The 25842-nt window shown below is 69.5% G+C and carries 26 protein-coding genes; 12 read left to right on the forward strand and 14 right to left on the reverse strand.

The genetic code is table 11. The annotated features are described in order from the left end of the window. Positions 1-28 precede the first annotated feature (28 nt). The 8 genes from AC07OH_RS21640 (at position 29) to AC07OH_RS21675 (ending at position 9737) form a co-directional block, all read left to right on the forward strand. Entirely contained in the window at positions 29-1462 is a 1434-nt protein-coding gene (locus AC07OH_RS21640; protein ID WP_495302067.1) for an ammonium transporter, read from the forward strand. Between the two features lie 208 nt (positions 1463-1670). Next, the gene (locus AC07OH_RS21645) at positions 1671-2600 is read left to right on the forward strand and encodes an SMP-30/gluconolactonase/LRE family protein (RefSeq protein ID WP_495302068.1); all 930 of its coding nucleotides are present in this window, start codon (positions 1671-1673) and stop codon (positions 2598-2600) included. 19 nt (positions 2601-2619) lie between these two features. After that, positions 2620-3507: a LysR substrate-binding domain-containing protein gene (locus AC07OH_RS21650; protein ID WP_489060308.1), complete on the forward strand. Its 888-nt coding sequence runs from the start codon at positions 2620-2622 to the stop codon at positions 3505-3507. A 126-nt stretch (positions 3508-3633) separates the two neighbouring features. After that, complete coding sequence (locus AC07OH_RS21655; RefSeq protein WP_495302069.1) at positions 3634-5295, forward strand: L-lactate permease; 1662 nt, start codon at positions 3634-3636, stop codon at positions 5293-5295. 14 nt (positions 5296-5309) lie between these two features. Next, entirely contained in the window at positions 5310-6812 is a 1503-nt protein-coding gene (locus tag AC07OH_RS21660; protein ID WP_495302070.1) for an FAD-linked oxidase C-terminal domain-containing protein, read from the forward strand. A 7-nt stretch (positions 6813-6819) separates the two neighbouring features. Next, positions 6820-7944, forward strand: a complete 1125-nt coding sequence (gene glcE, locus AC07OH_RS21665) for a glycolate oxidase subunit GlcE (RefSeq protein ID WP_495302071.1) — start codon at positions 6820-6822, stop codon at positions 7942-7944. 22 nt (positions 7945-7966) lie between these two features. Continuing rightward, complete coding sequence (glcF, locus tag AC07OH_RS21670) at positions 7967-9205, forward strand: glycolate oxidase subunit GlcF (RefSeq protein WP_495302072.1); 1239 nt, start codon at positions 7967-7969, stop codon at positions 9203-9205. Positions 9206-9302: 97 nt separating this feature from the next. Continuing rightward, positions 9303-9737 carry a carboxypeptidase regulatory-like domain-containing protein gene (locus AC07OH_RS21675; protein WP_495302073.1) on the forward strand — a complete coding sequence of 145 codons (435 nt, stop codon included), beginning with the start codon at positions 9303-9305 and terminating at the stop codon, positions 9735-9737. On the opposite strand, the gene AC07OH_RS21680 is transcribed toward AC07OH_RS21675, so the two are convergent. The 3 genes from AC07OH_RS21680 to lplT all read right to left on the reverse strand — a co-directional run bounded on the left by AC07OH_RS21680 (position 9738) and on the right by lplT (position 12494). After that, a complete protein-coding gene (locus AC07OH_RS21680; RefSeq protein ID WP_489060299.1) occupies positions 9738-10226 on the reverse strand; it encodes a glutathione peroxidase in 489 nt (162 codons plus the stop codon). 11 nt (positions 10227-10237) lie between these two features. Beyond that, positions 10238-11128, reverse strand: a complete 891-nt coding sequence (locus AC07OH_RS21685) for a DMT family transporter (RefSeq protein ID WP_495302074.1) — start codon at positions 11126-11128, stop codon at positions 10238-10240. Between the two features lie 61 nt (positions 11129-11189). Then, a complete protein-coding gene (lplT, locus tag AC07OH_RS21690) occupies positions 11190-12494 on the reverse strand; it encodes a lysophospholipid transporter LplT (protein WP_495302075.1) in 1305 nt (434 codons plus the stop codon). A 171-nt stretch (positions 12495-12665) separates the two neighbouring features. Between lplT and alr the strand changes: the two genes are divergently transcribed. Continuing rightward, positions 12666-13763, forward strand: a complete 1098-nt coding sequence (gene alr / locus AC07OH_RS21695) for an alanine racemase (protein WP_495302076.1) — start codon at positions 12666-12668, stop codon at positions 13761-13763. Here alr and AC07OH_RS21700 read toward each other — a convergent pair. Continuing rightward, positions 13706-14644 (reverse strand): LysR family transcriptional regulator, encoded by a 939-nt coding sequence (locus AC07OH_RS21700; protein ID WP_495302250.1) that lies wholly within the window; start codon positions 14642-14644, stop codon positions 13706-13708. The two genes, alr and AC07OH_RS21700, sit on opposite strands and share 58 nt — an antisense overlap. 147 nt (positions 14645-14791) lie before the next feature. Here AC07OH_RS21700 and AC07OH_RS21705 point away from each other — a divergent pair, with 147 nt between their 5' ends. The 3 genes from AC07OH_RS21705 to AC07OH_RS21715 all read left to right on the forward strand — a co-directional run bounded on the left by AC07OH_RS21705 (position 14792) and on the right by AC07OH_RS21715 (position 17505). Continuing rightward, complete coding sequence (locus tag AC07OH_RS21705) at positions 14792-15748, forward strand: DMT family transporter (RefSeq protein ID WP_495302077.1); 957 nt, start codon at positions 14792-14794, stop codon at positions 15746-15748. Positions 15749-15844: 96 nt separating this feature from the next. Then, positions 15845-16558 carry a YebC/PmpR family DNA-binding transcriptional regulator gene (locus AC07OH_RS21710; protein ID WP_495302078.1) on the forward strand — a complete coding sequence of 238 codons (714 nt, stop codon included), beginning with the start codon at positions 15845-15847 and terminating at the stop codon, positions 16556-16558. Positions 16559-16710: 152 nt separating this feature from the next. Then, a complete protein-coding gene (locus AC07OH_RS21715; RefSeq protein WP_495302079.1) occupies positions 16711-17505 on the forward strand; it encodes a hypothetical protein in 795 nt (264 codons plus the stop codon). A gap of 15 nt (positions 17506-17520) precedes the next feature. On the opposite strand, the gene AC07OH_RS21720 is transcribed toward AC07OH_RS21715, so the two are convergent. From AC07OH_RS21720 to AC07OH_RS21765, 10 genes are read right to left on the reverse strand one after another with little or no spacing between them, the layout of a single operon-like run. Further along, positions 17521-18498, reverse strand: coding sequence for a 2-dehydropantoate 2-reductase (locus AC07OH_RS21720; RefSeq protein ID WP_495302080.1), 978 nt, complete (start codon positions 18496-18498; stop codon positions 17521-17523). Positions 18499-18511: 13 nt separating this feature from the next. Next, positions 18512-19300 carry a class II aldolase/adducin family protein gene (locus AC07OH_RS21725; protein ID WP_070063516.1) on the reverse strand — a complete coding sequence of 263 codons (789 nt, stop codon included), beginning with the start codon at positions 19298-19300 and terminating at the stop codon, positions 18512-18514. Positions 19301-19318: 18 nt separating this feature from the next. Then, positions 19319-20311: a Bug family tripartite tricarboxylate transporter substrate binding protein gene (locus tag AC07OH_RS21730; RefSeq protein ID WP_062476871.1), complete on the reverse strand. Its 993-nt coding sequence runs from the start codon at positions 20309-20311 to the stop codon at positions 19319-19321. A gap of 37 nt (positions 20312-20348) precedes the next feature. Continuing rightward, positions 20349-22082: a dihydroxy-acid dehydratase gene (gene ilvD, locus AC07OH_RS21735; protein ID WP_062476869.1), complete on the reverse strand. Its 1734-nt coding sequence runs from the start codon at positions 22080-22082 to the stop codon at positions 20349-20351. 37 nt (positions 22083-22119) lie between these two features. After that, positions 22120-22587 (reverse strand): nuclear transport factor 2 family protein, encoded by a 468-nt coding sequence (locus AC07OH_RS21740; RefSeq protein WP_495302081.1) that lies wholly within the window; start codon positions 22585-22587, stop codon positions 22120-22122. Positions 22588-22608: 21 nt separating this feature from the next. Further along, positions 22609-23430 carry a 4-hydroxy-2-oxoheptanedioate aldolase gene (gene hpaI / locus AC07OH_RS21745; RefSeq protein ID WP_369630895.1) on the reverse strand — a complete coding sequence of 274 codons (822 nt, stop codon included), beginning with the start codon at positions 23428-23430 and terminating at the stop codon, positions 22609-22611. A gap of 10 nt (positions 23431-23440) precedes the next feature. Then, positions 23441-24244, reverse strand: coding sequence for a 2-oxo-hept-4-ene-1,7-dioate hydratase (hpaH, locus tag AC07OH_RS21750; RefSeq protein ID WP_062476860.1), 804 nt, complete (start codon positions 24242-24244; stop codon positions 23441-23443). Positions 24245-24261: 17 nt separating this feature from the next. After that, entirely contained in the window at positions 24262-24669 is a 408-nt protein-coding gene (locus tag AC07OH_RS21755) for a 5-carboxymethyl-2-hydroxymuconate Delta-isomerase (RefSeq protein WP_495302082.1), read from the reverse strand. A gap of 13 nt (positions 24670-24682) precedes the next feature. Then, positions 24683-25510: a DODA-type extradiol aromatic ring-opening family dioxygenase gene (locus AC07OH_RS21760; protein ID WP_062476853.1), complete on the reverse strand. Its 828-nt coding sequence runs from the start codon at positions 25508-25510 to the stop codon at positions 24683-24685. Beyond that, a complete protein-coding gene (locus tag AC07OH_RS21765) occupies positions 25507-25842 on the reverse strand; it encodes an aromatic ring-opening dioxygenase subunit LigA (RefSeq protein ID WP_495302083.1) in 336 nt (111 codons plus the stop codon). Before AC07OH_RS21765 ends, AC07OH_RS21760 begins: the two co-directional genes overlap by 4 nt.

Consider the following 25842-nt stretch of genomic DNA (forward strand, 5'->3'; position numbering starts at 1 on the left):
CGAGTCCTGGCCCGAAAGAACAACGACTATGAAAAAACTTCTTGTCTCTCTTGCGCTCGGTTTGAGCGTCTTCGTCGCCGGCACGTCGGCGCTGGCCCAGGCACCCGCCGCCGCCTCTGAGGCTCCGGCTGCATCGGCACCTGCCGCTGCGGCGCCCGCGCCTGCAGCGGCTCCCGCGGCTGCAGCACCCGCAGCCGCCGAGGCCGCACCTGCCGCACCGGCGGCCGCCCCCGCGCCCAAGGTCGACTCCGGCGACACCGCCTGGATGCTCACCTCGACGCTGCTCGTGATCCTGATGACCATCCCCGGCCTGGCGCTGTTCTACGGCGGCCTGGGCCGCTCCAAGAACATGCTGTCGGTGCTGATGCAGGTCTTCGTGATCTTCTCGCTGATCAGCATCCTGTGGGCCATCTACGGCTACAGCCTGGCCTTCACGGGCGACGGCAATTTCTTCGGAAGCTTCGACAAGATCTTCATGAAGGGCATCACGCAGGAGACCTTCGGCGCGCTGACCACGATTCCTGAATACGTGTTCGTCGCCTTCCAGGGCACCTTCGCGGCCATCACCGTGGCGCTGATCGTCGGTGCCTTCGCGGAACGCGCCAGGTTCTCGGCCGTGCTGCTGTTCTCGGTGATCTGGTTCACCTTCAGCTACGTGCCCATGGCCCACATCGTGTGGGGCGGCGGCCTGCTGGGCAAGGACGGCGCGCTCGACTTCGCGGGCGGCACCGTGGTGCACATCAACGCCGGTATCGCCGGCCTGGTCGGTGCCTACATGATCGGCAAGCGCGTCGGCTACGGCAAGGAAGCGTTCACGCCGCACTCGCTCACGCTCACCATGGTCGGCGCTTCGCTGCTGTGGGTCGGCTGGTTCGGCTTCAACGCGGGTTCGGCAGGTGCGGCCAACGCCGCCGCCGGCCTGGCTTTCGTGAACACGGTGCTCGCCACCGCCGCCGCGGCCCTGTCGTGGATCCTGGGTGAGAGCCTGCACAAGGGCAAGGCCTCGATGCTGGGCGCCGCGTCCGGTGCGGTCGCCGGCCTCGTGGCCGTCACGCCCGCCGCCGGTTTCGTCGGCCCGATGGGTTCGATCGTGCTGGGCCTGCTGGCCGGCCTGGTCTGCCTGTGGGGTGTCGGCGGCCTCAAGCGCATGCTGGGTGCCGACGACGCGTTCGACGTGTTCGGCGTGCACGGCGTGGGCGGCATCCTGGGTGCCATCCTGACCGGTGTGTTCGCAGCCAAGGGCCTGGGCGGCACCGGCGGCCTCACGCCCGACACCTTCACGATGGGCGGCCAGGTCTGGATCCAGGTCAAGAGCGTGCTGTTCACGATCGTGTGGTCCGGCGTGGTGGCGTTCATCGCCTTCAAGATCGCCGACCTGACCCTCGGCCTGCGTGTGTCGGAAGAGGAAGAGCGCGAAGGCCTCGACATCTCGTCACACGGCGAAACCGCTTACAACCGCTGATTCGCACACAGACAGACAGCGGGTGGTCCGGTACGGTGCCGGCCCCCGCGCTTCAAAGACCACCACCCCCCTTTCGACACAAAGAAGAACAACAGCTCCCGGTTTTTTCAGGCGAGTCTCCTTTGGATGTTCAGCCCGCGAGCGCTTCGGCGTCAGCGGGCTTTTTTTTGCCCGCGGCCCGCGTGGCCGGGGGCACAATCGCCCCACCATGTGGACCTCCATCGAAGACAGCCTCTGCGAACTGGGTGAATCGCCGTTCTGGCATCCGCACGAACGCGCGCTCTACTGGCTCGACATCCCGGGCCGCGCCGTGCTGCGCACGCGCGGCGACATCGGATCGCCCACCGCCACGGTCGAGCGCTGGGCCCTGCCCACCGAGCCCGGCTGCATGGCACCGGCACGCAGCGGCGGCCTCGTGATCGCGCTGCGCGACGGCATCTACCGCGCCCGCGAATGGGGCGGTGAACTGGTCGCGATGGCGCGCGCGGAGCACGACGTGCGCACCATGCGCTTCAACGACGGCAAGTGCGACGCGCTCGGCCGCTTCTGGGCCGGCTCGCTCAACGAGGCCAAGGACCGCCCCAACGCCGCGCTCTACTGCTTCGACGCACGCCCGGGCGACGTCTCGCCCACCATCACCTCGATGCTGGAACACGTCACCACCGCCAACGGCCTGGCGTTCTCGCCCGACAACCGCACCCTGTACTGGGCCGACACCGCCGCGCACGTGGTGCGCGCCTGGGACTGGGACGCCGAGGCCAACACGCTCTCGCATGCGCGCGTGTTCCAGCAGTTCGATGCCAAGCCCGCGGGCTGGGTGCCGGGCGCGCCCACGCACTACGACGGCCGACCCGACGGCGCCACCATCGACGCCGCCGGCCACTACTGGGTCGCGATGTTCGAAGGCGCGCAGCTGCTGCGCTTTGCGCCCACGGGCGAGCGCGTGGCGGCCATCGCAGTGCCGGTGCAATGCCCGACCATGCCCTGCTTCGGCGGCGACGACCTGCGCACGCTGTTCGTCACCAGCGGGCGCAAGGGCCGTCCGGCCGACGAGCTGGTGCAGCGCCCGGCCTCGGGCACCGTGCTCTCGATGCGCGTCGATACGCCGGGCCTGTCGGTCAGCTTCTTCGAAGACTGAGCCTTCCGGCGCCTCGCGGATGGCCCTGCACCACATCCCCCCGATCCAATGCCTGCTGACCTTCGAGGCCGTTGCGCGCCTGCGGCATGCGGGCCGCGCGGCCGACGAGCTGTGCGTGACGGCCAGCGCCGTGAGCCACCGCATCCGCCAGCTCGAGGCGCACGTGGGCTTCAAGCTCTTCGGGCGCAGCGACTTCAGCCTCACGGCCGACGGCGCGGCCTACCTGGCGAACGTGCGCGTCGGCCTGGCCGCGCTGCAGCAGGCCACGCCCGGCAGCCGTGACGCGGCACTGCGCGCACCGCGCCTGAGCGTGGCCGTCACGCCCACCTTCAGCCGCCAGTTCCTGATGCCGCGGCTGGAGCTGTTTCGCAACCTCTACCCCGACATCGAGCTGGCGCTGCATGTGTCGATCCCGCTGCTCGACGTCACGGCCGAGCAGACCGACCTGCAGGTGCGCTACGGCATCGGCGCGTACGCCGACTGCGAACACCGCCTGCTCATCGCCGAGGACGTGGTGCCCGCCTGCAGTCCGAGCTACCTGAACGAGTTCGGGCCCTTCGACGGCTTTCGCACCGCGGCCGAGATCGCCAGCGCGCGGCTGATCCGCAGCCCGCTCGAGCCCTGGGGCACCTGGTTCGCGAGCTGCGGCATCGACCAGCCCGAGCCGCACCTGGGCTCGCAGTTCAACGACCTGGGCCTGGTGTACGACGCGGCGGCCAGCGGCTTCGGCGTGGCGCTGGTGCGACAGAAACTGGGCGCCGCCTGGTTCGAATCGGGCCGGCTGGTGGCGCTGTCGGAACGGCCCGTGCCCTCGCCGCACCGCCACTACATCTGCTGGCAGCCGGGCACGCTGGAGCGCTGGGAATGCGCCGCTTTCGTCGACTGGCTCGCACAGATGCTGCATTGATGCGCGGTTGACCGACAGGTCGGCGCGACAAATTTTTATCAAGGTCCGGGCAAAAATCCTTCAACCCGGACGGTGCGCATCTCCCTAGAGTGCGAGGCACAACAACAGCCTCCCCGGAGACAACGCATGACCTGGCAGCAGATCTACGACCCGTTCGGCAACATGATCATTTCCACCGCGCTCGCCGCGATCCCGGTGGTGGTGATGCTCGCGTGCCTCGGCTTCTTCCACATCAAGGCCCACATCGCAGCAGGCCTGGGCCTGCTGGCGGCGCTGGCCGTCGCCGTGTTCGCCTACGGCATGCCGGCCGAGATGGCCGGGCGCGCCGCGCTCTTCGGCGGCTTCACGGGCCTGCTGCCGATCGGCTGGATCGTGCTGAACATCATCTTCCTGCAGCAGCTGGCCGAACAGAACGGCAGCTTCAAGGTGCTGCAGGACTCGCTCTCGGGCATCACCGAAGACCGCCGCATCCAGCTCCTGCTGATCGCCTTCTGCTTCGGCGCCTTCTTCGAGGGTGCGGCGGGCTTCGGCACGCCGGTGGCGGTCACGGCCGGCATCCTGATCGGGCTGGGCTTCTCGCCGCTGGCCGCCTCGGGCCTCTCGCTGATCGCCAACACGGCGCCGGTGGCCTTCGGCGCGCTCGGCACGCCGGTGATCACGCTGGCCAAGGTGCACGGCTACGACCTGATGGAAGTCACCGCGATGATCGGGCGCCAGCTGCCGTTCTTCTCGCTGCTGGTGCCGTTCTGGCTGGTCTGGGCCTTCGCCGGACGCAAGGCGATGATGGAAGTGTGGCCGGCCATCCTGGTCACGGGCGTGTCGTTCGCGGTGCCGCAGTACCTGGTGTCGAACTTCATCGGCCCCGAGCTGGTCGACATCATCGCGGCCATCGTGTCGATGGCCAGCCTGGTGCTGTTCCTGCGCGTGTGGCAGCCGAAAAACGTGTGGCGCTCGCCCTCGCTGCGCGGCAAGGACGTGAGCGCGCACGAGGCCAAGCCGCCGGCCGCCATCGTCGTGCACAGCCGCGAGGCGCTGGTGCGCGCGTGGATGCCCTGGGTGATCCTCTCGGTGTTCGTCTTCATCTGGGGCCTGCCCTCGGTGAAGACCGCGCTCAACGGCGTCTTCGCGCCCTCGTTCCCGATGGGCGGGCTGCACAACCTGATCGAGAAGATGCCGCCGGTGGTGTCCGCGCCCACCAAGGAAGGCGCGGTGTACGTGTTGAACCTGCTGTCGGCCACGGGCACCGGCATCCTGCTGTCGGCGATCGTGAGTGCGCTGTTCATGAAGTACAACCCCGTCGAGATCGTGCGCACCTTTCTTCGCACGCTCTGGATGGTGCGCTACTCGCTCATGACCATCGTGCTGATGCTCGCGCTGGGCACGCTCACGCGCTACTCGGGCACCGACACCACGCTGGGCCTGGCGTTTGCCAACACCGGCGTGTTCTATCCCTTCTTCGGCACGCTCATGGGCTGGATCGGCGTGGCCATGACGGGCTCCGACACGGCCTCGAACGTGCTGTTCGGCGGCATGCAGAAGGTCGCGGCCGACCAGCTCGGCCTGGCGCCCAACCTCATGGGCGCGGCCAACAGCTCGGGCGGCGTGATGGGTAAGATGATCGACGCCCAGTCGATCGTGGTGGCCTCCACCGCCACGCGGTGGTTCAATCACGAAGGCGACATCCTGCGCTACGTGTTCTTCCACTCGATCGCGCTGGCCTCGCTGGTCGGCCTGTACGTGACGCTGCAGGCCTATGTGTGGCCATTCACCCTGATGGTCGTCCGCTGAAAGTTGTTCCCGCCATGAATGCTCCCGTCACACCCGACCAGCACACGCAGCTGTCGAAGGCGGAGCGCCAGGCGCAGGTGGTGCGGGCGCTGCAGGCGCACCTGCCCGCGCATGCGCTCATCTGGCACGCCGAAGACACCACGCCCTACGAGTGCGACGGCCTCACGGCCTACCGCCAGCGTCCGCTGGTGGTGGCCCTGCCCGAGACCGAGGCGCAGGTGGCCGCCGTGCTGCGCGCCTGCCATGCGCTGGCCGTGCCCGTGGTGGCGCGCGGCGCCGGCACCGGGCTCTCGGGCGGCGCCATGCCGCACGCGCTGGGCGTGACGCTGTCGCTCGCCAAGTTCAACCGCATCCTGAAGGTCGACCCCGTGAGCCGCACGGCCGTCGTGCAGTGCGGCGTGCGCAACCTCGCGATCAGCGAGGCCGCCGCGCCCTTCAACCTCTACTACGCGCCCGACCCGTCGAGCCAGATCGCCTGCACCATCGGCGGCAACGTGGCCGAGAACTCGGGCGGCGTGCACTGCCTGAAGTACGGCCTCACGCTGCACAACGTGCTGCGCGTGCGCGGCTTCACGGCCGAGGGCGAGGCGATCGAATTCGGCGGCGAGGCGCTCGATGCGCCGGGGCTCGACCTGCTCGCGCTGGCCATCGGCAGCGAAGGCATGCTGGCCGTGACCACCGAGGTCACGGTGAAGCTCGTGCCCAAGCCGCAGCTGGCGCGCTGCATCATGGCCAGCTTCGACGACGTGCGCAAAGCCGGCGACGCGGTCGCGGCGGTGATTGCGGCGGGCATCATCCCGGCCGGCCTGGAGATGATGGACAAGCCCATGACCGCCGCCGTCGAAGACTTCGTGCACGCGGGCTACGACCTCGACGCCGCCGCCATCCTGCTGTGCGAATCCGACGGCACGCCCGAAGAGGTCGAGGAAGAAATCGGCCGCATGACCGAGGTGCTGCGCGGCTGCGGCGCCACCGCCATCGCCGTGAGCACCAGCGAAGACGAGCGCATGAAGTTCTGGAGCGGCCGCAAGAACGCTTTTCCGGCGTCGGGCCGCATCAGCCCCGACTACATGTGCCTGGATTCGACCATCCCGCGCAAGCGGCTCGCCGACATCCTGCTGGCGATCCAGGAGATGGAGAAGAAATACAACCTGCGCTGCTGCAACGTGTTCCATGCGGGCGATGGCAACCTGCACCCGCTGGTGCTGTTCGACGCCAACGACCCCGACGAGCTGCACCGCTGCGAGCTGTTCGGCGCCGACATCCTCGAGACCAGCGTCGCCATGGGCGGCACCGTCTCGGGTGAGCACGGCGTGGGCGTGGAAAAACTCAACAGCATGTGCGTGCAGTTCACCGCGGCCGAGAACGAGCAGATGTTCGGCATCAAGCGCGCCTTCGACCCCGCCGGGCTGCTCAATCCCGGCAAGGTGATTCCCACGCTGCAGCGCTGCGCCGAGTACGGCAAGGAAGTGGTGCGCGGCGGCCGGCTGGCGCATCCCGACCTGCCGAGATTCTGAGAGCTTCATGAACACGGATACCGCCCTCCAGCAGGTCGTCGAGCGCGTGCGCGCCGCCGCGACCGATGCCACATCGCTGCGCCTGCGCGGCGGCGGCACCAAGGATTTCTACGGCCAGACGCCGCACGGCGAGCTGCTCGACCTGCGCGCGCTCGCCGGCATCACGAGCTACGAACCCAGCGAACTGGTCGTCACCGTGCGCGCCGGCACGCCGCTGGCCGAACTCGAAGCCGCACTCGCCGAACAGGGTCAGTGCCTGCCTTTCGAGCCGCCGTGCTTCGATGCCGGCGGAACCGTCGGCGGCATGGTCGCCGCCGGCCTCAGCGGCCCGTCGCGCGCCAGCGTGGGCGCGGTGCGCGACTACGTGCTCGGCACCACGCTCATCAACGGCCGTGCCGAGGTGCTGAGCTTCGGCGGCCAGGTGATGAAGAACGTCGCCGGCTACGACGTCTCGCGCGTGCTCGCGGGTTCGCTCGGCACGCTGGGCGTGATCGCCGAAGTGAGCCTCAAGGTGCTGCCCGTGGCGCCCGCCGAGGCCACGCTCGCGTTCGCCTGCAGCCAGGCCGATGCGCTGCGCCTGCTCAACGAGTGGGGCGGACGCCCGCTGCCGCTGAACGCGAGCAGCTGGTTCGAACATGCGCCCGGCGCGGGCGTGCTGCGCCTGCGGCTGCGCGGTGCCGTGGCGGCCGTCGAAGCGGCCTGCACGCAGCTCGGCGGCGAACGCCAGGACCCGCTGCGCGCCGCCGCCGGCTGGGCCGCGCTGCGCGACCAGCGCATGCCGTGGTTCGCGCTCGACGACGCCGGGTCGCTGGCGCTGTGGCGCCTGTCGGTGCCGCAGACCGCGCCGGTGATCGCCATCGAGGGCTGCGCCGCGCCGCTGGTCGAGTGGCACGGCGGGCAGCGCTGGTACTTCGCGCCGCCCGCGCAGGCGGCGCGCCTGCGCGAGGCCGCTCAGGCAGCGGGTGGCCACGCCACGCTGTTCCGCGTGCCCGCGGCGCAAGCGGCCGACTGCAACGTGTCGCGCTTCGACGCCCTGAGCGCGCCGGTGGCACGCATCCATCGCGCACTGATGCAGGAGTTCGATCCGAACGGGGTCTTCGACCGCGGCCGGCTCTTCGCAGGCGACCAATAAGAAAAGAAACGACACCCCCGCGATGCAAACCGAACTAGCCCCCGAATTCCGCGACACCGACGCGGGCCGCGAAGCCGAAGCCATCCTGCGCAAGTGCGTGCACTGCGGCTTCTGCACCGCCACCTGCCCGACCTACCAGCTGCTCGGCGACGAGCTCGACGGGCCGCGCGGGCGCATCTACCTCATCAAGCAGGTGCTCGAAGGCCATGCGCCCACGCGCAGCACGCAGCTGCACCTGGATCGCTGCCTCACCTGCCGCAACTGCGAGAGCACCTGCCCGAGCGGCGTGCAGTACGGGAACCTGGTCGACATCGGCCGCAAGATCGTCGACGAGAAAGTGCCGCGCCCCGCGATGGAGTCGGCGACGCGCTGGCTGCTCAAGGAGGCGCTGCCGTCGCCCCTGTTCGGCCCCGCGATGGCGCTGGGCCAGTCGGTGCGCGGCCTGCTGCCCGAAGCCCTGAAAGCCAAGGTGCCCGCGAAGCAGGACGCCGGCCGCTGGCCCACCGCCACGCATGCACGCAAGGTGCTGATGCTCGCGGGCTGCGTGCAGCCGTCGATGGCGCCGAACATCAACAGCGCCACCGCGCGCGTGCTCGACGCGGCCGGCATCCAGGCCGTGATGGCGCCCAAGGCGGGCTGCTGCGGCGCCGTGAAGTTCCACCTCAACGACCAGGAGGGCGGCAAGGCGCAGATGCGCGCCAACATCGATGCGTGGTGGCCTTTCGTCGAAGGCAACGAGGTCGAGGCGATCGTGATGAACGCCTCGGGCTGCGGCGTCACTGTGCGCGAGTACGGCCACCTGCTGCAGCACGACGCGGCCTATGCCGCCAAGGCCGCGCGCATCAGCGCCCTCACGCGCGACCTGAGCGAGCTGCTGCCCGAGCTCGTGCCCGCATTGCAGGGCCGCGTGCGCGCGCCGGAAGGCGTGGTCGCCTACCACCCGCCGTGCACGCTGCAGCACGGCCAGAAGCTGCGCGGCGGCGTCGAGACGCACCTGCGCGCGCTCGGCTTCGACGTGCGCGTGGCGATGAACGAATCGCACCTGTGCTGCGGCTCGGCCGGCACCTACTCGGTGCTGCAGCCCGAGCTGGCCTACCCGCTGCGCGACCGCAAGCTCGGCCACCTGAAGCAGCTGCAGCCCACGACCATCGCCTCGGCCAACATCGGCTGCATCACGCACCTGCAAAGCGGCAGCGGCGACACACCGGTGCGGCACTGGGTCGAGCTGCTCGACGCGGCGCTGCAGCCGCCCGCAGGGTAGGGCGCGCGCGCACGGCAGGGTACGTTGCTGTCCGACGTGCGCACCACGCGTCGGGGCGCATCATGGCGAACCGAAGACGCTGCAAGGAGTTCGTGCCATGTCTTTCGTTTCCGCATTTCCGCTGCGCCGCGCATTGCTGGCCGCCGCCTGCATCGCAGGCACCTTGGCCGCGCAGGCGCAGCAGCCGCCGTCGGCCCTGCCGCCCTGGCAGGGCATCGGCACCACGCGCTATGTGTGCGGCGGCATCGGCTCCGACGAGTCGACCGCGATGCGCGCCGCCATGAAGAACCACCCGCTGGCGCTGCTGTTCGCGCGCGCCGACGGTGCCTACCTGGCCAACCTGAATGTGGCGATCAAGGGCGGCGACGCCAACAGCTCCGCCGCCATGGCCTTCACCGCCAACGGGCCGGTGTGCCTCATCGACGTGCCAGCGGGGCGCTATGTGATCGACGTGAGCACGTCGAAGGGCGAAACCAGGAGCCAGACCGTGACGGTCGGCGGCGCGCCGAAGACGGCCGACTTTCGCTTCTGATCAGCCGGCGGCGAGCGCCGCCTCGATGTCGCGTGTGAGCGAGGCCGGCGTGTCCAGCGGCGCATAGCGCTTGAGCACCGCGCCGTCGCGCCCGACCAGGAACTTGGTGAAGTTCCACTTGATCGCCGTGCTGCCCAGCAGGCCCGGCTTTTCCTTGGTGAGCCACTGGTACAGCGGCAGCGCGCCGCTGCCGTTGACGTCGATCTTCTCCATCATCGGGAAGCTCACGCCGTAGTTGGTCATGCAGAAGGCGCCGATCTCCTCGTTGCTGCCCGGGTCCTGGCCGCCGAACTGGTTCGACGGAAAACCCAGCACCGTGAGGCCCTGGCCGGCGTACTTCTCGTGCAGCGCTTCCAGTCCTTCGAACTGCGGCGTGAACCCGCACTTGCTCGCCGTGTTGACGATCAGCAGCACCTGGCCGCGGAAGGTCGAGAGCTTCACCGGCTTGCCGTCGATGCGGGTGGCCTCGAAGTCGTAGACGCTGGTCATGGGGGAGTTCCTCAGGTGGACGCGGAAACGCCATCATCGCGCGCGGGCGGGGTTCGCGCAAACGCCGACCACACCGCGCCCAGCACGATCAGCGCACCGCCGATGAGGATGCGCGAGTTCATGGTGGACGCGCCCAGCGCCACCGACGAGACGCTGGCGAACAGCACTTCCGACAGCATGATCACCGAGGTCGCGCTGGCCGCCAGCTTCGGCGCGCCGTATTGCAGGCACACGTTGGCGACGATGAAGCCCGTGCCCAGCAGCGCGGCCCAGCCCAGCCAGCCCGGCGAGGCGAGCAGCGGTGAATCGATGCCGCCGAACACGGTGCCGCTCACCGCGCCGACGCCCGCCACCACGGTGCAGCCCCAGAACATGGCCAGCGCGCGCGACTCGCCCGGCGCATGCCGCAGATGGCGCAGCACGATGTTGGTCACGGCAAAGCCGAAGCCTGCCGCCACGCCCAGCCAGTCGGGCAGGCTCGAGGGCACGGGCCAGTCGGTGCCGGGCGCCTTCAACACCACGACCACGCCAGTGAGCGCCAGTGCCACCCGCGCCAGCGCGCCGCCCGTGGGCCGCTCACCCAGCAGCAGCCAGGCCAGCAGCACGCTCCACAGCGGCATCAGATAGAACAGCAGCACCACGCGCACCACGTCGCCCTGCGTCACGGCCCAGTTGAAACCCACGTTGGTGAAGCCCGCCGCCAGGCCCAGCGCCGCCAGCATCGGGAACGCGGCGAAGGCTTTCCAGGCGTGCCGGCGCAGGAGGCCCATCGCCGTGGCGATGACGAGGTAGATCAGGCAGGTGGTCCACAGCGGATGCAGCCCATGGCTGGCGATCTGGCGGAACGGAATCCAGGACACGCCCCACACGAAGGCGTTGAACATCAGGGCGAGGGCGGGCATGGGGGCGTTGGAGTGGGGGCGCTCGGCGCGCCGGCCATTGCACCAACGCGGTCGCGCGAGGTCAGTGGTGCTTGTCGCTGCGGGCGATGGCCAGCAGGTGCTCGACTTCCTCGGGATACTTCTTGAGGTTGTTCTCGTGCCAGCGCTTGATGAGCCACATGCAGCCCGCCACCACGAGGCCGAAGGCGCTGATGGCGCCGTAGGCCGACAGGCCCAGGCCGGTGCACACGCTGTAGAAACCGCCCAGCAGAAGAATGCAGGCCTGCTCGTTGAAGTTCTGCACGGCAATGGAGCGGCCCGCGCCCATCAGGTTGTGGCCGCGGTGCTGCAGCAGCGCGTTCATCGGCACCACCAGGAAGCCGCCCAGGCCGCCCAGGATGATCAGGAACGGCACCGCCAGCCAGACGTTGCCGATGAAGTTCATGCAGATCACCATCAGCCCCATCGCGATGCCCATGGGGATCACGCGCGTGGCCATGTCCAGGCGCATGTACATCGAGGCCACGATGGCGCCCACCGCGGTGCCGATGGTCACCACGCCGGTCAGCGCCGAGGCCTGGGTGGTGTTGTATTCGAGCGCCACGGCGGCCCAGGCCAGCACGATGTACTTGAGGTTGCCGCCCGCGCCCCAGAACAGCGTGGTGGTCGCCAGCGAGATCTGGCCCAGCCGATCGCGCCACAGGCGGGCGTTGCAATGCCAGAAGTCGGGCAGCAGGCCGGCCAGGTTGCGCACCATGCTCTGCGCGGGGTCGGAGCGCAGCGGGCGCATTTCGACGCCGGTGTGCGGGATGCGGGTGTTGAACCAGGCTGCGAGCACGTAGACGAAGATCAGCACTGCAATGGCGGCCTCGGCCGGCGAGTCGATGCCGGTGTCGATGAACGGCAGGTCGATCAGCAGCAGGTGGCTCGACACCGCATGGCCCACCAGCACGCCGCCGAGCACGATGCCCAGCAGGATCGAGGCGATGGTCAGCCCTTCGATCCAGCCGTTGGCCTTGACCAGCTGCGACGATGGCAGCAGCTCGGTGAGGATGCCGTACTTGGCCGGCGAGTAGGCCGCCGCGCCCAGGCCCACGATGGAATACGACAGCAGCGGGTGCGAGCCGAACAGCATCATCAGGCAACCCACGACCTTGATCGCGTTGCTGATGAACATCACCTTGCCCTTGGGCAGCGCGTCGGCAAAGGCGCCCACCAGCGGGGCCAGCACCACATAGAAGACCGCGAAGATCGGCACCAGGGCGGCCCGCTGCCATTCGGGGGCGCCCGAACTTCGCATGAGATCGACGGCAACGACGAAAAGCGCTTGGTCGGCCAGCGACGAAAAGAACTGGGCCGACATGATCGTGTAAAAACCGCGCTTCATCGATGGGCTGGCTGGCCAGAGGGTCTGCTGGCGGTAGTGAAAAAGTGTCGCGTCAGGCGCGAATGGGCGGTTATAGCATGGGGGTACGACGCGAATTCAGGCATCCCCACGGGATTCGACCCCATTCCCGAAGATGCTAAAACGTGGTCTGAAACCACCCCAACACCCGCCATGCCGCGCCCCATTCTCGCCACCGTCCACACCGCCGCCCTGCGCCACAACCTCGACCGCGTCCGCCGCTCGGCCGTCGACGCCCGTGTCTGGGCCGTGGTCAAGGCCAATGCCTACGGGCACGGCATCGAGCGTGTCTTCGAGGGCCTGCGCGGCGCCGACGGCTTCGCGCTGCTCGACCTGGCCGAGGCCGAGCGCGTGCGCGCGCTGGGCTGGCGCGGCCCCGTGCTGCTGCTCGAAGGCGTGTTCGACGCGCGCGACCTGGAGCTGTGCTCGCGCCTGGACCTGTGGCATTCGGTGCACTGCGACGAGCAGATCGACATGCTCGCGGCCCACAAGACCCTGAAGCCGCAGCGCGTGTTCCTGAAGATGAACTCCGGCATGAACCGCCTGGGCTTCTCGCCCGAGCGCTTCGGCTCGGCCTGGACGCGCCTGAACGCGCTCCCGCAGGTCGACGAGATCTCGCTCATGACGCACTTCAGCGACGCCGACGGCCCGCGCGGCATCGAGCACCAGCTCGAGGTGTTCGAGCGCGCCACGCGCGACCTGCCGGGCGAGCGTTCCATCGCCAACAGCGCCGCCACGCTGCGCCATGCGCCGCGCACGCGCGGCGACTGGGTGCGCCCCGGCATCGTGCTGTACGGCAGCGCCCCCGACTTCCCCGAGCACGACGCGGCGCACTGGCAGCTGCAGCCGACCATGACGCTGTCGACCCGGCTCATCTCGGTGCAGACGCTGAAGGCCGGCGACACCATCGGCTACGGCTCGCGCTTTGCGGCCGAGGGCCCGCTCACCATCGGCATCGCGGCGGTCGGCTATGCCGACGGCTACCCGCGCCACTGCGACACCGGCACCCCGGTGCTGGTGAACGGCGTGCGCACCCGCATGGTGGGCCGCGTGAGCATGGACATGATCACCGTCGACCTCACGCCCGTGCCCGACGCCGCTTTCGGCGCCGAAGTCACGCTGTGGGGCCGCTCGGCCCTGACCGGCGCGGTGCTGCCGATCGACGAGGTGGCCCAGGCCGCCGGCACCGTCGGCTACGAACTCATGTGCGCGGTCGCGCCGCGGGTGCCTTTCGCACCGGCTGACGAATAGTCGCTGCCGGCCAGCGCGCCGAGCAGGTGCTCCACCAGCACCCGGCACTTGGGCGGCAGGTAGCGGCTGGGCGGGTACATCAGCCACGCGTGCCCCTGGTAGCTGCCCTGCAGCGCCCAGTCGGGCAGCACGCGCACCACGCGGCCCTCGTCCAGCGCCTCGCGCGCCGTGAAGGCCGGCACGCAGGCCACGCCCAGGTCCGCGAGCGCGCCGTCGAGCCGCATCTCGCTGTGGTTGCAGACGTAGCGGCCGTCCACCACCACCTCGACCTCGTCTTCACCGTCTTTTCGGAAGCGCCAGTGGTTGTCGCGCTCGTGCTCGCCCAGCGACAGGCAGCTGTGCGCGCGCAGGTCGTGCGGGTGCGCGATGGCGCCGTGGCGCGCCAGGTAGGCCGGCGTGGCGCACAGGATGTGCTCGACCGCCATCAGCTGCCGCGCCACCAGCCCGTCGGGCGGCGCCGTGGTCAGCTGCACCACGAGGTCGACGCCTTCGCGGATCGGGTCGATGTCGCGGTCGGCCACGATCAGTTGCACGTCCACTTCCGGGTAGGCGCGCAGGAAGTCGAGCAGGTGCGGATGCAGCACGCGCCGCGCAAAGGCCTTCGGCGCGCTCAGGCGCACCCGGCCGGTGGGCGTGCGCGCGAACTGCGCGCCGATGTCCATCGCGCCCTGCGCCGCCGCCACCAGCTCGCGGCAGCGTGCAAAAGCCTCGGCGCCGGGCTCGGTGAGCCGCAGCTGGCGCGTGGTGCGCTGCAGCAGCTGCACGCCGATCTCCTGTTCGAGCCGCTTCACCTGCCGGCTCGCGGCCGAGGGCGTGATGCCCAGCAGGTCGGCGGCGGCCGAGAAGCTGCCGAGTTCGGCGACCCGCACGAAGGTCACCATTTCGGGCAGCACCTTGAGAAATGAATTCGTTCCGACCACGCAAGAGTCCTGTTCCGGCCGACGGCTGTGCGGCCCTGGTGCCGCCCGGAACAATGCGCCATCTCTTCTTCTTCTTCTTTCAGGCGCCCCGGGCCGCGGGCAGACAGTATGGATTCAAAGGCGTTGCAAGGTGCGGTCCCGGCGGGGCGCGGGTCGTGGACGGCCGGCTTCGGCCCGGCCGAGCTCATGCTGCTGCTCGTGGCGGCGGTCTGGGGCGGCAGCTATGCGGTGGCCAAGCAGGCGACGCAGCAGCTGCCGGTGCTCGAGTTCGTCGCGCTGCGTTTCGGCCTCACTTTTCTCGTGCTGCTGCCCGCGCTGCGACCGCTGTGGCGTGACCCGCAGTGGCGCCAGGGGCTCGCCGTGGGCGGCCTGCTGGGCGCCAACCTGCTCGCCATCTTCCTGTGCGAGACCTTCGGCGTCTCGCTCACCCTGGCGAGCAACGCGGCCTTCCTCATCAGCCTGTGCGTGGCGATCACGCCTTTTGTCGAATGGTGGTTGCTGGGCCGGCGGCCCGCGCGGCGCGTGTTCTGGGCGGCCGGGCTCTCGGCCGTGGGCGCGGCCCTGCTGTCGGCGCCCTCGCTCGCCGACCTGTCGATGGGGTGGGGCGATGCCCTCATGCTGGCCGCTGCCTTCCTGCGCGCCGTCATGGTGTGCCTCACGCGCCGCCTGGCCGGCCGCCACACCCTGCCGGCGCTCACGCTGACGGCCGTGCAGTCGGGCGTGATGGCGCTGGGCGCGGCGGCGCTGTCGCTGCTGGCCGCGTCGGGCGGGCGCGCCTGGCACCTGCCGCCCGCCACGGCCGGTTTCTGGTGGGGCATGGCGTACCTCGTGCTGCTGTGCACCGTGTTCGCCTTTTTCGCGCAGAACCACGCGGCCTCTCGCAGCAGTCCGAGCCGCGTGTCGCTGCTCATGGGCAGCGAACCGGTGTTCGGCGCGGCCATCGCGGCCCTCGGGCTGGGCGAGCGCATCGGTGCCTGGGGCTGGGCCGGCGGCCTGCTGATCGTGGGCGCCGCCCTGTGGGTGAGCCTGGCGCCGGAAGAGGGCGAACAGAAGCCGCGCCCCTGACGGCGGAAGGGGCCCCGCTGTGCGAGGCCTCCGGCTCGTGGCATCCTCGGGGGCTGCGGCGTTTCGCCGCCCCCCACAACACCAAGGAATGCAGACATGGGCGCGCAATGGAAAGCCAAGCACAAGGACGTGGCCGCGAATGCCAAGGGCCGGCTGTTCGGCAAGCTGGCCAAGGAAATCATGATCGCCGCGCGCAACGGCGCCGATCCGGCTTCGAACGCGCGGCTGCGGCTGGTCGTCGAGCAGGCCCGCAAGGTCTCGATGCCGAAGGACACGCTCGACCGTGCCATCAAGAAGGGCGCCGGCCTCACGGGCGAGGCGGTGCACTTCGACCACGTCATGTACGAGGGCTTCGCCCCGCACCGCGTGGCCGTGATGGTCGAGTGCCTGACCGACAACGTGAACCGCACCGCGCCTGAAATGCGCGTGCTGTTCCGCAAGGGCCAGCTCGGCACCTCCGGCTCGGTCTCGTGGGACTTCGACCACCTCGGCATGATCGAGGCCGAGCCCGCCAGCAAGGACGCCGACGCCGAAGTGGCCGCCATCGAAGCCGGCGCCCAGGACTTCGAGCCGGGCGCCGAAGACGGCACGACCCTGTTCCTGACCGAGCCCGCCGACCTCGACCTGGTGAGCCGCGCGCTCCCGGCCCAGGGCTTCACCGTGCTGTCGGCCAAGCTGGGCTACCGGCCGAAGAACCCCATTGATCCGGCGAGCCTGAGTGCGGCGGACCTGGAAGAGGTCGAGGCGTTTCTGGCGGCCATCGATGCGAACGACGACGTGCAGAACGTGTACGTCGGGTTGGCGGGTTGAACTGAACGCCTGAGGTTCGGGGCGGCGATCACCCCGACGGGGCACCTTGCTCCGCGAGCACCCGCAGCGTGCCCTGCGCACGCGTCCCGAACCTCCCCGCATGAACTGAGCACGCCGCCGGAGACAATCCGCGCCGGAGGAAAACAGTTCACATGACCCATTCGACGAAGAAACGAACGCCGTCGCGTGCCACACGGCATGCCCTCGGCCTGGCACTGGCCATCGCCGGCTTCTCGGCGCAAGCCCAGACCGAAGCCGCCGCACCGCCCATGGCCGCAGCCTCGGCACCCACTGAAGCCGCGCCTGCCGCAGCCCCATCCCAAACCCGCGTCCGCTACCTGCGCATGCCCCAGCAGAGCGGCGCCGACCACCTGCGCGTGGTGCGCCGCGAAGACACGGTGGGCCGCGTGGCCGGCCAGGTTGCGCTGAACGTCGCGTTCGCCGTGCTCGGCACCGGCGCGGCCGTGCAGGGCTTCTCGAAAGACGGCCTCGGCGGCACCACGCTCGAAGCGTTGCGCGACGACCCGGTGAGCGTCAACCCGGCGATGAGCGACCTGCAGGAGGCCCTGAGCAAGATCGCCACCGACATCTACCGCCGCCGCACCGAGACCGCGCTCGCCACCGCGCTGAGCGACGGCTCGACGCCTGAAGAGATCGAGGCCGCGCGCCAGACGCCGAAGGAGGCCGACTCGCCGTTGGTCCCGGGGTCGTGGCACCTCGTCTACGAAAACCTGATGGGCTCGGACGAACTGTTCCGGCTCAAGTTCGGCGCCTCGCTGGGGCGCGCGGGCTTCATGCGCCCGCCGATCGGCTGCAGCTACGAATCGGAGCCGCTGGCCTGGACCCAGTGGCAGGCCGACGGCTGGCAGCGGCTGCGCGAGGAACGCGTGAAGATCGTGGCCCGTTGCGTCGAGGCCATCGGCGCTGCGCCGGAAAACCGCTGGTAGCCAGCGGCAGGCCGCTCAGTACAACCCGAGCTGCCGCGTCCGCAGCCGCGCCAGCCCCAGCAGCGCATCCGTGAACGGCGTGGCCACGCCCGTCAGCTCGCCCAGCTCGCGCACCACGGTGACGAGCGCGTCGAGTTCGACCGAACGGCCCGCCTCCACGTCCTGCAGCATCGAGGTCTTGAACGCGCCGAGCTTCATCGTCACCGCGTGCCGGTCTTCGGGGCTCTGCGTGATCTCGATGCCGATGCGCCGGCCGATCTCCTTGGCCTCGAGCATCACCGCCGAGATGAACCCGCGCACGTAGTCGTCGCCCATGATCAGGTCGGTGGTGGCACCGGTGAGCGCGCTGATCGGGTTCACCGTCATGTTGCCCCACAGCTTGAACCACACGTCCTTCTGGATCTGCGGCGACAGCGTGGTGTCGATGCCCGTGCTCTTGAGCAACTCGACCAGCTTCTGCACGCGCGGCGTGGCCTCGCCCGAAGGCTCGCCCACGATCAGCCCATTGCCGAAGTGGTGCCGCACCACGCCCGGCCCGTCGAGCGAGCAGCTGGCGTGCACCACGCAGCCGATCACGTTGCGCGACGGAATGGCCTTGGCAATGGCACCGTCGGGGTCGACGGCCGCGAGGCGGTGCCCCGTGATCTCGCCGCCGAAGCCGCCTTCGAGGAACCACCACGGCACGCCGTTCATGGCCACCAGCACGAGCGTGTCGGGCCCGATCAGCGGCCCGATGCGCTCGGCCACGCCGGCCAGCGCGGGCGCCTTCACGGCGATCACCACCAGGTCTTGAACGCCCAGTGCCTCGGGGTCGGCCACCGCGTTCACCGGCACGCGCGTGCGCACGTCGCCGCGCATGAGCGAGAGGCCGTCTTTCTGGAGCGCGTCGAGCGTGGCGCCGCGCGCCACCACGTTCAGGCGCTGGCCTGCCTGCGCGAGGCCGACGCCGATCCATCCGCCGATCGCGCCGGCGCCGTAGATGCAAATCTTCATGGGAACAGGCGCCTCAGTTGCGGTAGCTCGGGTCGATGCGGTCCACTTGCCGCACCAGCGCATTGAACACGTCCTGCCCGGCGCCGTGCGCGGGGCTGAACTGCAGCGCGTCTCGCGTGCAGCGCTGCGCGATCTCTTCGCTCACCGGAATCGCGGCGCCCATCGAGAAGGTCGCCATCTGGATCTCGCAGGCGCGCTGCAGCGTCCACAAGATGGCGAAGGTCTGCGGCAGCGTCTGGCCCCAGGCCAGCAGGCCGTGGTTGCGCAGGATCACCGCGTTGCGATCGCCGATGCTTTTCAGCAGGCGCGGGCCTTCGTCGGCATGGATCGTGATGCCCTCGAAGTCGTGGTACGCCACCATGCCGTGCAGCTGGGCGGTATAGAAATTGGTCTGCTGCAGGCCGCCCTGCAGGCAGGCCACGGCCACGCCGGCCGTGGTGTGCGTGTGCATCACGCAGTGCGCGCCGGGCAGGCCGTCGTGGATGGCCGCATGCACCACGAAGCCGGCCGGGTTCACCGGGTAGGTCGAGCCGTCGAGCACCTTGCCCTGCAGGTCGATCTTCACCAGGTTGCTGGCCGTCACCTCGCTGTAGTGCAGGCCGAAGGGGTTGATGAGGAACTGCTTCTCGCCACCCGTCACGCTGTCGGGCAGCCGCACCGTGATGTGGTTGTAGATCATCTCGGTCCAGCCCAGCATCGCGAACACGCGGTAGCAGGCCGCGAGCTCCTCGCGCGCGGCGCGCTCGTCGGGATGGATCGAGGGATGGACCAGCGCCGACGGCGCGGTGGCGAGTGTGTTCATGGCAGTTCCTTCATGTGATCAACCTTCAGCCGTGAAGCCGACCTCTTTCACGATCGGCGCCCACTTGGCGGTGTCCTTCTTCAGCAGATCGGCCAGCTCGGCCGGCGTGGAAGACATGGCTTCCAGGCCGAAGGTGCCGAGGCCGTCGATCACGTCCTTCTGTGCGAGCGCGTTCTTCATCGCCGTGTTGAGCTTCGTCACCAGCTCGGGCGAGGCCTTGGCCGGCAGGAAGAAGGCGAACCATTCGCTGTGCGCCATGTTCTTGATGCCCTGCTCGCCGAAGGTCGGCACATCGGGCGCGAAGCGGCTGCGCTTGGCACCCGACACGCCCAGGATGCGCACCTTGCCCGACTGCAGGTGCTGCGTGATGTCGCCGATGGGGCCCGACACCGCCGAGATGTTGCCGCCCAGGAGGTCGAGCATGGCCGGCTGCGTGCCGCGGTAGGCCGCGTGCTTGAGCTCGACGCCGCCTTGCTTGCCCAGCAGCGCGCCGATGAAGTGCGGCGTGGAGCCCGCGGCCGGCGAGCCGTAGTTGGCGCCGGCCGGGTTGGCCTTGGCCCAGGTGAGGAACTCGGGCACCGTCTTGATGGTGGCCGGCACGGCCGGGCCGACCGCGAAGCCGAAGTCGAAGATGCAGGCCAGGCTCACGGGCGTGAGGTCGACCATCGGGTCGTAGGGCAGCTTCTTGTAGATGTGCGGGTAGATCGTGAGGATCGACGTGGGCGTCTGCAGGATGGTGGTGCCGTCGGCCGGGCGGCCCTTGACGTAGCTCACGGCGATCTGGCCGCCCGCGCCGGTGCGGTTCTCGACCACGGCGGTCTTGGCGTAGTCGGGGCTCAGCTTCAGCGCCAGGCGCCGGCAGGTGGTGTCCGAGGTGCCGCCGGCCGCGAAGCCGGTGACGATGGTGGCGTTCTCGAGCGCGGCAGCCTGCGCGAAGGCCTGCTGGCCGAGGCTGGCGAGCAGCGCCGAGGCGCCGGTGGACTGCAGCATGTGGCGGCGGGTGAAGGTCATGTCTGTCTCTTTTCGGGATGGTGAGGAGGGAACAGGATCACGACTCGTCGCGCAGCCAGGTGACCGCGCCCGAGTGGGTCACGGCGCCCTGGTGGGCAGGGCGCACGGTGAGCGCGTATTTTTCCAACAAACCACCGTGCGCCGCCCCCGCGTTTACCTCACGTCCGGCCAGCCGCGACGCGATTTCTTCGGCGCTCAGCTCGACCGAAATGCTGCGCGCCGCGGCGCGCGCATCGATGGCCACCATGTCGCCGTCGCGCAGCACCGCGATCGGCCCGCCGTCGGCCGCCTCGGGCCCCGCGTAGCCGATGCACAGGCCGCGCGTGGCACCCGAAAAACGCCCGTCGGTGAGCAGCGCCACCTTGTCGCCCATGCCCTGGCCGTACAGCAGCGCGGTGATGCCCAGCATCTCGCGCATGCCGGGGCTGCCCTTGGGGCCTTCGTTGCGGATGACGATCACGTCGCCCGCTTCGTAGCGGCGGTTCTGCACGGCGGCCTGGGCTTCTTCTTCCGAATTGAAGACCCGCGCCGGGCCGCGGTGCACCAGCGTCTTCAGGCCCGCCGTCTTGAGCAGCGCGCCGTCGGGGCAGAGGTTGCCCTTGAGCACCGCCAGCCCGCCGTCCCGCGTGATCGGGTTGCCCGCTGCGCGCACCACGCGGCCGTCGGGCGCGGCGGCATCGGCCACTTCCTCGGCCAGCGTGCGACCGGTGAAGGTGAGGGCGTCGCCGTGCAGGAAGCCCTGCTCCAGCAGCGTGCGCAGGATGACGCCCGCGCCGCCGATGTAGTACACGTCGCGCGCCAGGTACTGGCCGCCGGGGCGCAGGTCGGCAATGAGCGGCGTGCGCGCGAAGATCTCGGCCACGTCGTCCAGGTGGAACTTGATGCCCGCCTCGTGCGCGATCGCCGGCAGGTGCAGCGCGGCGTTGGTCGAGCCGCCCGTGGCCGAGACCACGGCGCAGGCGTTTTCGAGCGCCTTGCGCGTCACGACGTCGCGCGGCAGCGGGCCGTCGCCCATCACCGCCTTCATGAGCTGTTTGGCGGCGCGGCGCATCAGCGGCGCGCGTTCGCTGAACACGGCCGGCACCATGCTCGAGCCGATGGGCGCCAGACCCAGCGCCTCCGACACCATGCCCATGGTGTTGGCCGTGAACTGCCCCGCGCAGGCGCCGGCCGTGGGCAGGCAGGCGCGGCTCATGGCGTCGAGCTCGTCGTGCGTGGCCGTGCCGGCCAGCACCTTGCCGATGGTCTCGTAGGTGTCGACCACGTTCAGGTCGCGCCCGTCGGGCCCGGGCATCTGGCCCGGCAGCGCCGAGCCGCCGTGCACGAACACGCTGGGCACGTTGCAGCGGACCATGCCCATCATCAGGCCCGGCAGGTTCTTGTCGCAGGCGCCGATGGCGAAGATGCCGTCCCACTGGTGGCCGCGCGTGGACGCTTCCACGCTGTCGGCGATGAGCTCGCGCGAGATCAGCGAGAAGCGCATGCCCGAGTGCGCCATCGTCAGGCCGTCGCTCACCGACACCACCGGGCATTCGTGCGGCGTGCCGCCGCCGGCGTAGATGCCGGTCTTGGCGTGCTGCGCCTGCTCGCGCAGGTTGAGGTTGCACGGGCTCATCTCGCCGCCCGTGTGGAACACGCCGACGTGCGGGCGCGCGATGTCCTCGTCGTCCTGGCCCAGCGCGTGCAGAAAGCTGCGCGTGGTCGCGCGGATCGTGCCCTCACGGATGGTCGCGGAGCGGAAGCGTTTCGTGGGGTCGGTGGGCGTGGTCATGCGGCTGGCGAAGGCTGGCTCGTGGAAGGGCGGGGCGTCAGAACATGCCGTTCGTGTTCGCGGCGGTCTCGGGCACGGGCTGCACCACGTCCCAGTGCTCGACGATCTTGCCGTTCTCGAGCTTGAAGATGTCGACGATGGCGCTGCCGCGCGTGCCCGGCTCGCGCACCGCGTTCACATGCAGGATCACGTAGTCGCCGTCGACGAAGCTGCGCTTGATCTCGCTCTTCGAGTTCGGAAACTTCTCGCGCAGGAAGGCGATGAACTTGCGAAAGCCCTCGGGCCCATCGGCCGCCGTGGGGTTGTGCTGCACGTAGCGGTTGCCCACGTACTGCAGCGCCGCGTCGGCGTCCTTCTGGTTCAGGCCTTTTTCGTAGAAGGCGAGCACGGTCTGGCGGTTGGCTTCCTGCCGGGCCTGCGAGGTCGAGGCCGGGCCCGTCTGGGCGCAGGCGCCGAGGAACAGGGCGGCAGCAGCGGCGAAAGCCGCGAGGGTGGTGCGTCGCATCGAGAGTTCCTTGAAAGGGGATCAGTAGCCGTTGGGCGCGGTGGCGCCCGGCGCGGCCTTGTACTTCGCGAGCAGCTGCTTGGCGGCGGCCGCGAGCAGGATGGTGTCGACGCCCACCGCCACGAACAGCGCACCGGCCGCGAGCCACTTGCGTGCCTGCTCCTCGGTGGTCGACAGGATGCCGGCCGCCTTGCCGGCCTTGCGGATGCGCGCGATGGCGTCGGCGATCGCGGCCTGCACCTCGGGGTGGTTGGGCTGGCCCACGAAGCCCATCGAGGCCGACAGGTCGGCCGGGCCGATGAACACGCCGTCCACGCCCGGCGTGGCCGCGATGGCGTCGAGGTTCTTCATCGCCTCGACCGTCTCGGCCTGCACCAGCAGGCAGGTCTGCGCGTTGGCTTCGTGCAGGTAGTTCGGATACGCCTGCCAGCGCGAGGCACGCGCCAATGCACTGCCCATGCCGCGGATGCCTTCGGGCGGGTAGCGCATGCCCTGCACGAGCTGGGCGGCCTGCTCGGCGGTGTCGACCATCGGCACCAGCAGCGTCTGCGCGCCGATGTCCAGGTACTGCTTGATCAGCGTGGTGTCGCCGACCGGAATGCGCACGACGGGGTGCGAGCGCTGCGCTTCGGGCTGCGCCGACCACGCGCTGGAGATGCCCTGCAGCTGCGCGAGCACCGAGCGCACGTCGTTGGGCGCGTGCTCGCCGTCGACCAGCAGCCAGTCGTAGCCGGTGCCGGCCAGCAGCTCGGCCACGTAGCCGTCGCCCAGGCCGACCCACAGGCCGATCTGGGGTTGGCCGGCCTGCAGGGCCTGCTTGAAGGTGTTGAGTGGGGTGTGCATGAAAAACTCGTCAGACGAAACGGAAGGCGATGGAGCCCAGGGGGCCGTAGTCGGCGTGGAAGGTGTCGCCCGGCACGGCGTTGGTGGGCCGCGTGAACGAACCGCCCAGCACGATCTCGCCGGCCTCGAGGCATTCGTCCCACGGCGCGAGCTTGTTCGCGAGCCAGGCCACGCCGGTGGCCGGGTGGTTGAGCACGGCCGCGGCCACGCCCGACTCCTCGATGACGCCGTTCTTGTAGAGCAGCGCGCTCACCCAGCGCAGGTCGACCGCGTCGGGCTTCACCGGACGGCCGCCGAGCACGATGCCCGCATTGGCGGCGTTGTCGGCGATGGTGTCGAACACCTTGCGCATGGCCTTGGTGTGGCGGTCGAACTGCTCGATGCGCGCGTCGATGATCTCGATGGCGGGCACCACGTAGTCGGTGGCGGCCAGCACGTCGAAGATGGTCACGTTGGGGCCCTGCAGCTTCTTGCCGAGCACGAAGGCCAGCTCGACCTCGATGCGCGGCGCGATGAAGCGCGTGAACGGGATGTCGCCGCCCTGCTCGAAGAACATGTCGTCCAGCAGCGTGCCGTAGTCGGGCTCGGTGATCTGGCTGGCCTGCTGCATGGCGCGCGAGGTGAGGCCGATCTTGTGGCCCTTCACGATGCGGCCTTCGGCGATCTTGTGCTTCACCCATTCGCGCGAGATGGCGTAGCCGTCCTCGATGGTCATCTCGGGGAAGCGCTTGGAGAAATGCTCGACCTGCACGCGCGACTTCTCGCTCTCGTGCAGTTCGGCGGCCAGTTGGGCGATGGTGGCGGTGGAGAGCATGGGGGCTCGCTTCTTTTTTATGATTTGTTGAACAGGGGATGCAGGTTGCTGTGCTTGCCGTCGTACACCTGCCCCGGCGCTTCGTCGATCTGCAGCGTGATGCCGATGTGGCGCTGCGTGAAGACGGGCTCGAAATGCGCGCGCACGGCGGCCAGCAGGTCGTCGCCGGCTTTCTTCTTCACCGCCTCGGAACGGCCCGAGGCCATGCGCAGGTTCAGGTACACGAAGGCGTAGTCGGCTTGGCCGTCGGCCACCGCATAGTGCGCGGCGGGGTAGGCCAGCACGCGCGTGCCGCCGGTGGGGAACACCGGCTTGCCGGCCTCGTCGCGCTGTTCGAGCATGGTGTCGGCCAGCGTGCGGCACAGCGCCGACACGTCGGTCTCGGCCTCGATGTTGGGCGTGTACAGGATCACCAAGTGCGGCATGGTCGTGCTCCGTTCAAACCACCGACATCGTCGCGGCCGTGCAGGTCACCGCGAAGATCGGGATGGCCTTCATGTGGAAGATCTCGCCCTTGCCGCGCGCGGCCGCGGCCACGCTCAGGAAGGTGCGGATCTCGAAGCCGCCCTGGCCCGCTTCGCGGTAGGTGGCCTCGTCGCCGTAGTCGGCCTGCGACAGCAACGCCTCGCGGTCGTTGGCGCACCAGCGGCGCATGAACTCGGCGTCCCACTCGGCATTCACCTTGCCCGAATCGGGCGTGGCCGGCCAGTGCGAGATGCCGCCCGTGCCCACCAGCGCGATGCGCTCGGGCACCTTGTCGCAGGCGCGGCGCAGGGCTTCGCCGAAGGCCCACGCGCGGTGCAGCGGCGTGAGCGGCGGGCCCTGGCAGTTGATGTTCACGGGAATGACCTTGGTGTCGAAGTTCGGCGTGAGGAAGTTCAGCGGCACCATGATGCCGTGGTCGAACTTCCATTCTTCCGCGTAGGCCACGTCCACCGTCTGCATCACTTCGCGGATCAGGCGCTGCGACAGCGCAGCGTCGCCGGGGATGGTGTGCTTCTCGATGCCCAGCCATTTCGGGTCTTCGATCGGGCCCTCGTAGCTGTCGGCCATGCCGATCGCATAGGCCGGCATGTTGTTCATGAAGAAGTTCGCGAAGTGCTCGGCCGCGATGACGATCACCGCGTCGGGCTTCGTGGCGCGCATCGCTTCGCCGAAGCGATGGAACTGCGCGTGGAACTCGTCCTTCACCGCCGGATCGGCCAGGTGCGCGCGGCCGGTGATGCCGGGGGCGTGGCTGCACACGCCTGCGAATACGAGACTCATACGCCTGCCACCTTTTCGTTCGTGCCGGTTGTCATGGCATAGATGCCGGCGCGCACGGGGCCGTACTTGCGCACGCCCTCGCGCATGGCTTCCAGATAGTCCGCCCATGCGATGCCCAGCAACGGCGCGAAGTGCATCAGCAACTGGCCGTTGCACCCGAGCACGTAGAGCTTGCCGATGTCGCCGGTGCCGATGGCTTCGCGCTCTTCGTCGTTCAGGTCGTAGCCGGCCAGCAGCGTGGCGCGCGTGTCGCCGCCTTCGCCGAAGCGGCGCTGCACCTCGGCGTCGCGGTTCAGCGCGAACAAGAATTTCTGCATCGCATAGAGGCTCAT

It is taken from the genome of Variovorax sp. GW821-FHT10C12 (assembly GCF_059415405.1).

Coding starts and splice junctions, on each gene's coding strand:
- AC07OH_RS21640 (WP_495302067.1), top strand. CDS start 29: ATGAAAAAACTTCTTGTCTCTCTTGCGCTCGGTTTGAGCGTCTTCGTC.
- AC07OH_RS21645 (WP_495302068.1), top strand. CDS start 1,671: ATGTGGACCTCCATCGAAGACAGCCTCTGCGAACTGGGTGAATCGCCG.
- AC07OH_RS21650 (WP_489060308.1), top strand. CDS start 2,620: ATGGCCCTGCACCACATCCCCCCGATCCAATGCCTGCTGACCTTCGAG.
- AC07OH_RS21655 (WP_495302069.1), top strand. CDS start 3,634: ATGACCTGGCAGCAGATCTACGACCCGTTCGGCAACATGATCATTTCC.
- AC07OH_RS21660 (WP_495302070.1), top strand. CDS start 5,310: ATGAATGCTCCCGTCACACCCGACCAGCACACGCAGCTGTCGAAGGCG.
- glcE (WP_495302071.1), top strand. CDS start 6,820: ATGAACACGGATACCGCCCTCCAGCAGGTCGTCGAGCGCGTGCGCGCC.
- glcF (WP_495302072.1), top strand. CDS start 7,967: ATGCAAACCGAACTAGCCCCCGAATTCCGCGACACCGACGCGGGCCGC.
- AC07OH_RS21675 (WP_495302073.1), top strand. CDS start 9,303: ATGTCTTTCGTTTCCGCATTTCCGCTGCGCCGCGCATTGCTGGCCGCC.
- AC07OH_RS21680 (WP_489060299.1), bottom strand. CDS start 10,226: ATGACCAGCGTCTACGACTTCGAGGCCACCCGCATCGACGGCAAGCCG.
- AC07OH_RS21685 (WP_495302074.1), bottom strand. CDS start 11,128: ATGCCCGCCCTCGCCCTGATGTTCAACGCCTTCGTGTGGGGCGTGTCC.
- lplT (WP_495302075.1), bottom strand. CDS start 12,494: ATGAAGCGCGGTTTTTACACGATCATGTCGGCCCAGTTCTTTTCGTCG.
- alr (WP_495302076.1), top strand. CDS start 12,666: ATGCCGCGCCCCATTCTCGCCACCGTCCACACCGCCGCCCTGCGCCAC.
- AC07OH_RS21700 (WP_495302250.1), bottom strand. CDS start 14,644: ATGGTGACCTTCGTGCGGGTCGCCGAACTCGGCAGCTTCTCGGCCGCC.
- AC07OH_RS21705 (WP_495302077.1), top strand. CDS start 14,792: ATGGATTCAAAGGCGTTGCAAGGTGCGGTCCCGGCGGGGCGCGGGTCG.
- AC07OH_RS21710 (WP_495302078.1), top strand. CDS start 15,845: ATGGGCGCGCAATGGAAAGCCAAGCACAAGGACGTGGCCGCGAATGCC.
- AC07OH_RS21715 (WP_495302079.1), top strand. CDS start 16,711: ATGACCCATTCGACGAAGAAACGAACGCCGTCGCGTGCCACACGGCAT.
- AC07OH_RS21720 (WP_495302080.1), bottom strand. CDS start 18,498: ATGAAGATTTGCATCTACGGCGCCGGCGCGATCGGCGGATGGATCGGC.
- AC07OH_RS21725 (WP_070063516.1), bottom strand. CDS start 19,300: ATGAACACACTCGCCACCGCGCCGTCGGCGCTGGTCCATCCCTCGATC.
- AC07OH_RS21730 (WP_062476871.1), bottom strand. CDS start 20,311: ATGACCTTCACCCGCCGCCACATGCTGCAGTCCACCGGCGCCTCGGCG.
- ilvD (WP_062476869.1), bottom strand. CDS start 22,082: ATGACCACGCCCACCGACCCCACGAAACGCTTCCGCTCCGCGACCATC.
- AC07OH_RS21740 (WP_495302081.1), bottom strand. CDS start 22,587: ATGCGACGCACCACCCTCGCGGCTTTCGCCGCTGCTGCCGCCCTGTTC.
- hpaI (WP_369630895.1), bottom strand. CDS start 23,430: ATGCACACCCCACTCAACACCTTCAAGCAGGCCCTGCAGGCCGGCCAA.
- hpaH (WP_062476860.1), bottom strand. CDS start 24,244: ATGCTCTCCACCGCCACCATCGCCCAACTGGCCGCCGAACTGCACGAG.
- AC07OH_RS21755 (WP_495302082.1), bottom strand. CDS start 24,669: ATGCCGCACTTGGTGATCCTGTACACGCCCAACATCGAGGCCGAGACC.
- AC07OH_RS21760 (WP_062476853.1), bottom strand. CDS start 25,510: ATGAGTCTCGTATTCGCAGGCGTGTGCAGCCACGCCCCCGGCATCACC.
- AC07OH_RS21765 (WP_495302083.1), bottom strand. CDS start 25,842: ATGAGCCTCTATGCGATGCAGAAATTCTTGTTCGCGCTGAACCGCGAC.